Raw genomic sequence first — 10,168 nt, 5'->3', positions numbered from 1 at the left:
GCGTCCGAGTCGTCGAAGCGCATGCGACGAAGTCGCGAGTCTCGACGGCTCGGACGCGAGACAGCAGGGGGCCGCGAACCCGCAGCGCCGAAGGCGCTGCAATCAAACACAGCTATGTCGCGTCGGTGTCGATCGGCGGACGTTCGTTGTGCTCCAACGGCTTTTCCAGCTTGGGCATCGGGTAGTCCGGCATGCCGCTGCTGGTGCCGAGCAGGCCCTGGTTATCCGGGATCGCCTTCTCGAATTCGCGGAAAACCGAATCGTCGCCATTCAGAAGATGCTTGGTGACCATCTGGCGCGGCGACATCTGGCGCAGCTCGTTCAGATCGGCCAGCGGCTTACGCAGGTCCTCGAATTCGGGCCCGAGCTCCTGCTGCAGTTGCTGGGTCGCACCGCTGGCGTAGTCGCGCACTTTGCGCAGGCTCTGCGTGGTCCAGCGAATCGCCCCGGGCAGTCGCTCCGGGCCGAGGATCACGAGGGCGGCGACGAGGAGGATGACCATCTCGCCCCAGCTGATGTTGCTGAACACGAATCCAGGCTACCTGGGCAGATGTGGCCGAGCCGCTCCGGATGTCATCCGCGGCTCAGTCCGATTCCAGCGTGACCGGTACGTCCACCTGCCTGCCATCGCGGATCAACTGTACGTTCACCGTGTCACCGATCCGGCGCTGCTGCACGGCGACCACCAGCTCGTCCGGGCCGGTCACCTCGCGATCGCCGATCTTCACGATGACGTCGTTCTCGACGATGCCGGCCTTGGCCGCGGGCCCACCGGGTTCCACGTCGGCGACGGCCGCGCCGCTCATCACATCATTGGCGACCTGCTTGCTGCGGGCGCTGAGACCGATTTTCGGGTGGTGCACCTGGCCGTCGCGGATCAAGGTCTGCGCGATACTGGTCACCATATCCACCGGAATCGCGAAGCCGAGGCCGACCGAACCACCGGTCTCGCTGCGGATCGCGGTATTGATGCCGATGACCCGGCCGTCCATGTCCACCAGGGCACCACCGGAGTTACCCGGGTTGATCGCGGCGTCGGTCTGCACCGCGTCGATGACGGCCTTGGTATCGCTGCCCTCGCCGGACAGCGCCACTGGACGGTGCAGAGCACTGACAATGCCGGAGGTGACGGTCTTGCTCAGGCCGAGCGGCGAACCGATCGCCAGCACATCGTCACCCACCTGGACGTCCTTGGACTTGCCCAGATTAGCGACAGTGAGATTCTTCACATCGACCCGCAGCACCGCCAGATCGGTCTTCGGATCGCGTCCGACGATATTCGCGGGCACCCGGCTGCCGTCGGAGAAGGTCACCTGAATGGCGGCCCGGTTCGACTTGTCCTGTGCCGCCATCGAAATCACGTGATTGTTGGTCGCGATGTAGCCCGCACCGTCGATCACCACACCGGAACCGGTCGCGCCGTTGTCACCGACTGTGACGCGGATCGAGACCACCGAGGGCAGCACCGCATTGGCCACCTTGGCGATCAGGCCGTGCGGGCGCTCGATCTCACCGGACTGCTCGAGGGTTACCTTGCGCGAGGTCAACGGTGACGTCGCCTCCGCGGTCAGCCGGCCGACCAGGCCGCCGAGCACACCGATGGCGAGCGCGACGGCCGTGAGCAGGGCCAGCGCCTTGGGCGCCACCTGGGAGCCGAACAGCACCTCCCTGGCCGAGAGCTTCCGCGCCTGCGGCAGCGGTGCGGGTCGCGGGGTGGCGACGGCTGGTGCGCCGAGGCGGGCGGCAGCATCGGGATCGCGCCACGGATCGACCGGGCCGGCCACCGGCGCGCCGGTTTCGGCGGCGTCGGGATCACGCTGCAGGAGTTCGGTGGAGCCAGCGGGGCGTCCGAATGCCTCGGCGAGTACGGCGTCGGGCGGGCTGTTGTGCAGTTCCGGGCCGACCTGCGGAACGCTCGAGCCGGTCGACTCGGGCTGCTTGCCGAATGAACCGGCTTGACCGGCGGGGCGACGGAACGCGTGCGCCGTGTGACTGTCCACGTGGGGGCGGTAGACCGGGCGCGGTCCGAGTACGGGCGCGTCCGACGGCCTCAGCGGGGCGGGCGAATTCAGCTTCCCTCTGGTCGCCGAATCGGTGGTGTCGCCTGTGGTGGGCCGCGATTCCGACGGCCCGGAATTCGTCGATTCGGTGGTCACTCGCCAAACTCTACTTGCGCCACCAGGTTGTCCACCGGGTCGCGGTAAACGAATCGGTCAGAAATCCGAAAACCGCCTCATTGCGCGGGCTTCCGGCGGGCGACTGGCTGGCGGCGCTCGTCGCGCCGCCGGGCAGTTCGGCGAGCGGAATACGGGTGAGACTGTCGTGCAGATCGGTCGGAATCGACACCTGGCCGGCCCGGCGCAGCGCGACCCGCGCCTGCTGCTGTGCGTCGACCTCCGCCGCACATTCGGCGCAGACGGAAAGATGTTGGGCGGCACGCAGATAGGCATTCATCCGCAGTTCGCCGTCCACATAGGCCGCGATCGCCTCGCTGGCCAGATGCTCGGTGGGACGGAAACGGGGACGACCTGACGTGCTGGCGTCGCCACTCATTCAGTGCTCACCTTCTAACCGACATCATCCACTCCTACGCTCGACCGAACGGATGTCCGGCCGTCGGGTGCGGTTCGGCTCCCGCCGGATCACCCCAGGTTCGCGTCAGCGGCGAACCGCTGCTCACTTCCATTATGCGCAAGGTAGTCGCGCAGTGCCTGACGGCCGCGATGGATGCGGCTGCGCACGGTGCCGAGCTTGACACCGAGGGTCGCACCGATCTCCTCGTAGGACAGACCCTCGATATCACAGAGCACGACCGCCGCACGGAACTCCGGAGCGAGCGAATCCAGGGCGGATTGCAGGTCGGGATCCAGGCGGGCGTCGTGATAGGCCTGCTCCGGGCTCGGGCCGTCGGCGGGCACCCGGTCGTAATCCTCGGGCAGCGCCTCCATCCGGATCCGGTTGCGCCGGCGCACCATGTCGAGGAACAGGTTCGTCGTGATGCGGTGCAGCCAGCCCTCGAAGGTGCCCGGCTGATAATTCGACAGTGAACGGAATACCCGGATGAAGGTTTCCTGGGTCAGATCATCGGCGTCCTGAGCGTCGCCGGAAAGTCGGTAGGCCAGCCGGTATACCCGGTCGGCGTGTTCGCGGACCAACTCGTCCCAGGACGGCATCGCGGAACGGTCGCCCGTCGCATCGAAGGCCGCGGTTCCGGTCAGCTCGACTTCGGTGCCGTAGTCGTCGTGCATTTCGGTCTCCATCGAGAGAACTTGCGCCGCTTCCGTCGGGAGAGTGTGCGCTGGCAAGGTGGCGAACTCGCGCACCGCCCCGGCCTGAGCGACGGGCCCGGAGGCGGTAGTTTGCGTAATCACGGAGGGCACCGGGACCGCAGAAAAAGACCCTCTGTCCATGTGGATGGTGATACCTCCTACTCGGGACCGTGGCAGCTGGCGGCGATCCGGGTCTCGGATCGTCACGTAGGGTTACAACAGACGAGCGGTATGTCGTTGTTCCCGTGTCCCCGTGCCGGTCGGTCGGGTGGTCTTACGTGCCATACTCTTTCTTGCCTCGATATGCCGGGGGTATGGAGATCCTGAGGGACACCTGAGAATCCGGCCGCTGCCCCCCGACAAACAATTAATCGCTCGGCCACGGGATAACGCTTCACCGATGAGCCAAACTTGCGACTTCGTGCCCTAGATTCATAGGCGTGGCATCGAATCTGGAGCGAAATCTCTCCTACGTGGAGGAATCCGTCGTGGAAGACGAGGTCCTCGTCAGCGCGCGTGAGCGGGCCACTGAACTCGGTGCCTTACCCATACCACCCTCGGTCGGCGCCCTGCTGAGCATGTATGCCCAGCTGCTCGGCGCGCGTGCGGTGGTCGAGGTAGGGACGGGCGCGGGGATCAGCGGGCTGTGGCTACTGGATGGTATGCGCGAGGACGGGACCCTGACCACCATCGATTCCGAACCCGAGCATCAGCGCGCGGCCAAGGAGGCATTCCGCACCGCGGAGATTCCGCCCGCGCGTACCCGATTGATCAATGGCCGAGCCCTCGATGTGCTGCCTCGGCTCGCCGACGGTGCCTATGACCTGGTATTCATCGATGCGGCCCCGCTCGAGCATCCGCAGTACGTCGCCCAGGCCGTGCGGCTGCTGCGGGTCGGCGGCGCGATCCTGCTGCACAATGCGCTGCTCGGCGGCCGGGTTCCGGACCAGACCCAGCGCGATCCGGCGACCCAGGCCGTGCGCGCCGCGACCAGGGCGATCGCCGAGGATCCCGAACTCACCAGTGTGCTGATTCCGGTCGGTGACGGTCTGCTCTGCGCATCGCGCGGCTAGTAACCGTTCGGCTATTCATCAACGTTGGGAGCGGGCGGATTTCGTCGGCCAGGTGTTGATTTTCGCGCCACCGGACGGGTATTCGAGTTGATGCCAGGTTCGCCGACGACAAGGTACGCCCATGGTGTGGGAGCGCGGATCCGAGATCCTAGAAATCGGCCATATCGGCCACATGATCAAAGCGGGACGAGCACGCGGCGGTTGTCTGGTGCCCGCACTTCGCATTCTGATTTTCCTCATGGTGCTGGCCCTGCTGGTGCTGGTGTGGGTGAGTAATACCGATTTCGGTACCAAGCGAACAAAAGTCCCACCGACTCCCGGTCCCTGCGCACCGTTCTGCACAGTCACCGTCGCTCCACCGGAACCCGGCCCGCGATAGCCGTCGGAAATATTCGCGCGAAACCGCCGCCGAGTGGGTATCAAGAAGTAGAGGATGTCCTGGGGTGGCCATCGGGGAGAGGTTCAGTGTGTTTCGCGACGATGATCGAGATCGCCCGATCAACTGGGGCCGGTCCGCGATTGTGCTTGTACTGGTGCTCGGTCTCGCCGTTGTCCTGATGCTATTGGTCGTCACTGCCGATTTCGGCGATAAGTCGCCGACCACGTCTGTGCCGAAAACACCGGGCGCCTGCGCGCCGTTCTGTCCGACGAATCCGTCGTAGCGATTTCGGCTAGACCCAGACGCCCTTGCCGACCGTCACCACGCCGCCGTTGCTGACCGCGAAACGATCGCGATCCCGGTCCAGATCCACGCCGATGATCTCGCCCTCGCCGACGACCACGTTCTTGTCCAAGATCGCGCGCCGCACCACCGCGCCGCGTCCGATCCGGACGCCGGGCATCAGCACGCTGCCCTCGACGGTCGCGCCGTCGTCGACCATGACATTGGAGCTGAGTACCGAATTGCGCACGGTCGCGGCCGAGAGGATGCAACCGGCTCCGACCACGCATTCCTGCGCGAGCCCGCCCTGCGCGAATTTGGCGGGTGGCAGATTCTCCGCCGCACCCCGAATGGGCCAGTGCTTGTTATAGAGATTGAAGACCGGATGCACCGACACCAGATCCATGTGCGCCTCGTAGAAGGCGTCGATGGTGCCGACATCGCGCCAGTAGCCGCGATCGCGTTCGGTGGCGCCGGGCACCTCGTTGTCGGCGAAGTCGTAGACCGCGGCCTCGCCCGCGGCGACCAGCGCCGGGATGATGTCGCCGCCCATATCGTGATCGGAATCGGAGCTGTCGGAATCGGCGCGGATCGAATCGACCAGCACCTTGGTGGTGAACACGTAGTTGCCCATCGATGCGAAGGTGACGTTCGGATCGTCCGGTGTGCCCGGCGGATGCGCGGGCTTCTCCAGGAATTGGGTGATCCGTCCGGACTCGTCGGAATCGATGCAGCCGAACGCGCTGGCATCGCGGCGTGGCACCCGGATGCCCGCGACCGTTACGCCCGCGCCGGAGTCGATGTGGTGCTGGACCATCTGCTCCGGATCCATCCGGTACACGTGATCGGCACCGAAGACCACGATGTAGTCCGGGTCCTCGTCGTAGATCAGGTTGAGCGACTGCATGATCGCGTCGGCGCTGCCGGTGTACCAGCGCGGACCGAGCCGTTGCTGTGCGGGTACCGGCGTAATGTATTCACCGGCGAAACCGGAAAGCCGCCAGGTCTGCGAAATGTGCCGGTCCAGTGAATGCGATTTGTACTGGGTGAGCACACACAGGCGCAGATAGCCCGCGTTGACGAGATTGCTGAGTACGAAGTCGATCAGGCGATAGGCACCGCCGAAGGGTACAGCTGGTTTGGCCCGATCCGCGGTGAGGGGGAACAGGCGCTTACCCTCGCCACCGGCGAGCACGATCCCGAGTACGTGCGGCTGGCTCCTCACACTTGCCAAACTACCGCGCGACACGGGTACAGGTGGCCCATGCCAAAGTGAACGTCTAGTTTGAAGCCGTGAGTTTCGGCACTGGCGGCGGGGGTGCGGGGGCGGGGGCCGGCGATCACGACCGGCTTCGCGTCGCGATGTTGACGCGCGAATATCCCCCCGAGGTGTACGGCGGGGCAGGTGTCCATGTCACCCAGTTGGCTGCGCAGTTGCGGCAGTTGTGCGAGGTGACGGTGCATTGCATGGGGGTCCAGCGCACGGATGCCGTAGTGCACCAACCGGATCCGATGCTCTACGCCGCCAATGCCGCGATGCAGATGCTGTCGGCCCAGCTGCGGATGGCCGATGCCGCGGGTGAGGTGGACGTGGTGCATTCGCATACCTGGTATACCGGGCTGGCCGGACACCTCGCCGCAACGCTGTATGGGATACCGCACGTGTTGACCGCCCATTCGCTGGAGCCGCGGCGGCCGTGGAAGGCCGAACAGCTCGGCGGCGGCTATCGGCTGTCGTCCTGGTCGGAGCGCAATGCCGTCGAATACGCGGACGCGATCATCGCGGTGAGTGAGGGTATGCGCCACGATGTGCTCGACGCCTATCCGACGATCGATCCGGACCGGGTGCATGTGGTGCACAACGGTATCGACGCGGACGTTTGGCATCCGGGACCGCCGGTCGGAGGAACCAGGACCATCCTGGACGAATTGGGCGTGCGCACCGACCGGCCGATCGTGGCCTTCGTCGGCCGCATCACCCGGCAGAAGGGTGTCGGGCATCTGCTCGCCGCCGCCCGTGACTTCGATCCTGAGATCCAGTTGGTGCTGTGCGCTGGCGCGCCGGACACTCGCGAGCTGGAAACCGAGGTGGCCTCGGCGGTCGCCGAACTCACCGCGGCGCGAGGCAATGTGTTCTGGGTGCGCGAAATGCTGCCGACCGAGCAGATCCGCCAGATTCTGGCCGCGGCCACGATGTTCGTCTGCCCCTCGGTCTACGAACCGCTCGGGATCGTGAATCTCGAGGCCATGGCCTGCGCGACCGCGGTGGTCGCCTCCGATGTCGGCGGCATTCCCGAGGTGGTCGTGGACGGACAGACCGGTCGCCTGGTGCACTACGACACGAATGCGCCGGAGCAATACGAACACGATCTGGCCGCGGCGGTCAACGAGGTCGCCGGTGATACGGCGCTCGCCGCCGGATTCGGTGCCGCCGGACGTCACCGCGCCATTGCCGAATTCGACTGGCTCCGGATCGCCGCTCAAACCGTCGCTATCTACGACCAGGTCCGCAAATTCTGATCAGCCGGAGGACGGGCGGTAGGTCGAGATCTGGACCGAGGCGGTTACCTCGAGCGTGTCCGGTAGCGCATCCAGATACTGGGTCGCATGGTGGGCGGACGGGCCCATCGCCACGACATTGCCGATATCGGTGCGAGTGAGTCTCATCGGGTACTCGACGACAGTGCGTTCAGCGACATCGAAGTGACCGGACATGGCATCGCTGAGACGACGGTCCTTGTCCGGATCGACCGTCACCATGCCCAGTGGGCCGACCAGCTCGGCCAGATGACGTGGGGTGGGGGTGGCGACGACGAAGCGGCCCTCGGCGCCGAGGATCCTGGCGACTTCACCCGGATTACGCGGGGCGAATACCGAGAGCACCCGATGCAGCGCACCATCGCGAACAGGCAGTCCGCGCCAAGCGTCGGCGAGTATCGAGGCGGCACGCGGATGGGCGCGGGCGCAGCGGCGGGCCGCGGGTTTGGCCACATCCAATGCGATCCCGATGGCCGGGACGGCTTCGAGCACGGCGGCCAGGTAATAGCCGGTTCCGGCACCGACCTCGAGTACGGCAGCGCCGTCGAGCACAGGATCGTCGGCCGCGACGGCCGTGGCCACCGCTTCGGCGATCGGCGCGAAATGTCCCCCGACCTGGAACGCGGCCCGCGCGTCCAGCATTGCCGAGGTATCGCCGGTCATTTTCGTCGACGCACCGGTCAACAGGCTGACGTAACCCTGTTTGGCGATGTCGAAACTGTGCCCGCGTCCGCAGCGCAGCGCCCCATCCCGCGACTCCATTGCGGAGCCGCATTCCGGACAGGCCAGCAGACCGGCCACATCAGCGAGTGTGGGATTAGCTGGTGACACTCTTCAGTTCGTCACCGAGCGCTGCCGCTTCATCCGGCGTGAGCTCAACGACCAAACGCCCGCCACCCTCGAGTGGAACCCGCATCACGATTCCACGCCCTTCCTTGGTTGCCTCGAGGGGACCATCCCCGGTGCGGGGCTTCATGGCCGCCATCCTCTGCTCCCTCCAGATCTGCGCGATATCCTGCGCACTTTCTTGGAACTCCAGTTGTCACCAACCAGTGAGCTCGCCGACATTTGGCGAGCTACACCCGTCCCATTCTTCCCTATCGCCGGAGTGGACGGATACCTGACTTCGAAATGTGATCGCTCGGCCGGTGTTGGGCCGCCTTCCGCTGACCTTTTCGAGCGACCCGCAAGCAGGTGCTACGGTACCCAACAATCGGCCAGGTGGTCGTCGACCATTCCGGTCGCCTGCATCAGTGCGTAGGCCGTCGTCGGGCCGACGAAGCGGAACCCGCGGCGCTTCAACTCCTTTGCCAGAGCTATGGATTCGGAAGTGGTCGCGGGCACCTCGGCAATCGTGCGCGGGCGCGGCCGGACGGCAGGTGCGAAGGACCAGATCAACTCGTCGAGTCCGACCTCGAGGTTGGCGGCCACCCGGGCGTTGGCGATCGACGCCTCGATTTTGGCCCGGTTGCGGACGATGCCGGAGTCGGCCAACAACCGCGCCACATCGTCATTGCCGAAGGCGGCGACCCGCTCGATCACGAACCCGGCAAATGCGGTGCGGAAGGCCAGACGCTTGCGCAGGATGGTGATCCACGCCAGTCCCGATTGGAATGCCTCGAGGCACATGCGTTCGAACATGGCGTCATCGCCGTGCAGCGGTTTGCCCCATTCGTTGTCGTGATAATCCCGATAAAGCTGGGAGCCCTCCGACCATGGACAGCGCATCTTGCCATCGGATTCGGTCGTATCCTGCGCGGATACGGTGATTTCCGTGGTCATTTCCGGTCCAGCCCGAATGGTGCGTGCTGCTGCATGCTCGGTATCTGATGTGCGCTCGGTATCTGATGCGCGCTGGGGATCTGATGCGCGACCGGAGGCTGCGGCGTGGCGGCGGATGGTTGCGCTGTCGACGGCTGGGCGATCATGGCGTTCGGCGGGACAGGTGTGGCTTGCCGGGCGGTCGGTGGCTGGGCTGCGGTGTTGTTCGGCGGGGTCGGCGGTGGCTGGACGGTCGGTGTGTGCGGGCCAATCGACCCGTTCGGCGGGACAGTAGGTACCTGGGGCTGACCGGTCGGGGCCTGCGGCTGGGCGATTGCGCCGTTCGGTTGTACGGTCGCGGCCTGTGGCTGCTGGTACGGTGCGCTCGACTGCGGCGACTGCGGCGACTGCGGCGACTGCGGCGGCTGCTTCGGGAGTTGGGCGCTTGGCGGCTGGGTGCTCGGTGTCTGAGCACCGCGCGCCTGCGCCAATTGGAGTTGCAGCTCATCGATTCTGGCCGCGAGCCGGGTCAGCGCCCAGTCCACTTCACCGGCTTTATAGCCACGCACCACCTGCTGGAAGCGCAGGGCGCGGACATCCGCCCCGCTGATGCCTTCGGCGGGCAGCACGGTCGCCGTCGTCCCCTCGGGCAGTGGTCCGAGTTCCTCGGACCGCCCGAAGACCGCACTGGCGAGCAGGAACAGCACCGCGGCGACCAATCCGACGATCAACACGTACAACAGCAGCGTGAGCATGTCCCCGAGCTTATTGGCTAGGTCCGACACCGGGCCTGTCCGCCTCCCCGAATTTTTAGGCGCCAGATTCAGTCGCGACAACTGTGACGTTGGCGGGCGGCGGTGGAGCTG

At 65.8% G+C, this 10,168-nt stretch carries 11 protein-coding genes and 1 pseudogene; 3 read left to right on the top strand and 9 right to left on the bottom strand.

Features of this window, described 5'->3' with window-relative positions; genetic code table 11:
• Positions 1 to 112 precede the first annotated feature (112 nt).
• The 4 genes from tatB to sigE all read right to left on the bottom strand — a co-directional run bounded on the left by tatB (position 113) and on the right by sigE (position 3,371).
• The gene (gene tatB, locus AB0J29_RS13645; protein WP_364784288.1) at positions 113 to 529 is read right to left on the bottom strand and encodes a Sec-independent protein translocase protein TatB; all 417 of its coding nucleotides are present in this window, start codon (positions 527 to 529) and stop codon (positions 113 to 115) included.
• Positions 530 to 584: 55 nt separating this feature from the next.
• Positions 585 to 2,156 carry a trypsin-like peptidase domain-containing protein gene (locus AB0J29_RS13640; protein WP_364784285.1) on the bottom strand — a complete coding sequence of 524 codons (1,572 nt, stop codon included), beginning with the start codon at positions 2,154 to 2,156 and terminating at the stop codon, positions 585 to 587.
• Between the two features lie 10 nt (positions 2,157 to 2,166).
• The gene (locus tag AB0J29_RS13635) at positions 2,167 to 2,553 is read right to left on the bottom strand and encodes a hypothetical protein (protein ID WP_364784282.1); all 387 of its coding nucleotides are present in this window, start codon (positions 2,551 to 2,553) and stop codon (positions 2,167 to 2,169) included.
• Between the two features lie 89 nt (positions 2,554 to 2,642).
• Complete coding sequence (sigE, locus tag AB0J29_RS13630) at positions 2,643 to 3,371, bottom strand: RNA polymerase sigma factor SigE (protein ID WP_364784279.1); 729 nt, start codon at positions 3,369 to 3,371, stop codon at positions 2,643 to 2,645.
• Between the two features lie 332 nt (positions 3,372 to 3,703).
• Between sigE and AB0J29_RS13625 the strand changes: the two genes are divergently transcribed.
• Positions 3,704 to 4,342, top strand: a complete 639-nt coding sequence (locus AB0J29_RS13625) for an O-methyltransferase (protein ID WP_364784345.1) — start codon at positions 3,704 to 3,706, stop codon at positions 4,340 to 4,342.
• 121 nt (positions 4,343 to 4,463) lie between these two features.
• Positions 4,464 to 4,721: a hypothetical protein gene (locus AB0J29_RS13620; protein ID WP_364784276.1), complete on the top strand. Its 258-nt coding sequence runs from the start codon at positions 4,464 to 4,466 to the stop codon at positions 4,719 to 4,721.
• Between the two features lie 292 nt (positions 4,722 to 5,013).
• On the opposite strand, the gene glgC is transcribed toward AB0J29_RS13620, so the two are convergent.
• A complete protein-coding gene (glgC, locus tag AB0J29_RS13615) occupies positions 5,014 to 6,228 on the bottom strand; it encodes a glucose-1-phosphate adenylyltransferase (RefSeq protein WP_364784273.1) in 1,215 nt (404 codons plus the stop codon).
• A gap of 137 nt (positions 6,229 to 6,365) precedes the next feature.
• Here glgC and glgA point away from each other — a divergent pair, with 137 nt between their 5' ends.
• Complete coding sequence (glgA, locus tag AB0J29_RS13610; RefSeq protein WP_364784342.1) at positions 6,366 to 7,523, top strand: glycogen synthase; 1,158 nt, start codon at positions 6,366 to 6,368, stop codon at positions 7,521 to 7,523.
• Here glgA and AB0J29_RS13605 read toward each other — a convergent pair whose 3' ends face one another.
• The 4 genes and pseudogenes from AB0J29_RS13605 to AB0J29_RS13590 form a co-directional block, all read right to left on the bottom strand.
• Positions 7,524 to 8,342 (bottom strand): putative RNA methyltransferase, encoded by an 819-nt coding sequence (locus tag AB0J29_RS13605; RefSeq protein WP_364784270.1) that lies wholly within the window; start codon positions 8,340 to 8,342, stop codon positions 7,524 to 7,526.
• Between the two features lie 16 nt (positions 8,343 to 8,358).
• A complete protein-coding gene (locus AB0J29_RS13600; RefSeq protein WP_011211259.1) occupies positions 8,359 to 8,526 on the bottom strand; it encodes a DUF3117 domain-containing protein in 168 nt (55 codons plus the stop codon).
• 212 nt (positions 8,527 to 8,738) lie between these two features.
• Positions 8,739 to 9,323 (bottom strand): DNA-3-methyladenine glycosylase I, encoded by a 585-nt coding sequence (locus AB0J29_RS13595; protein WP_364784267.1) that lies wholly within the window; start codon positions 9,321 to 9,323, stop codon positions 8,739 to 8,741.
• A gap of 461 nt (positions 9,324 to 9,784) precedes the next feature.
• Positions 9,785 to 10,057: pseudogene (locus tag AB0J29_RS13590) on the bottom strand (DivIVA domain-containing protein); the annotation flags it as partial.
• Positions 10,058 to 10,168: the final 111 nt, after the last annotated feature.

The sequence above is a fragment of the Nocardia sp. NPDC049707 genome (assembly GCF_040674855.1).
Taxonomy (GTDB): Bacteria; Actinomycetota; Actinomycetes; order Mycobacteriales; family Mycobacteriaceae; genus Nocardia.
The sequence above is the reverse complement of the archived record's forward strand: the minus strand, read 5'-3'. Positions and strand labels throughout refer to the sequence as shown.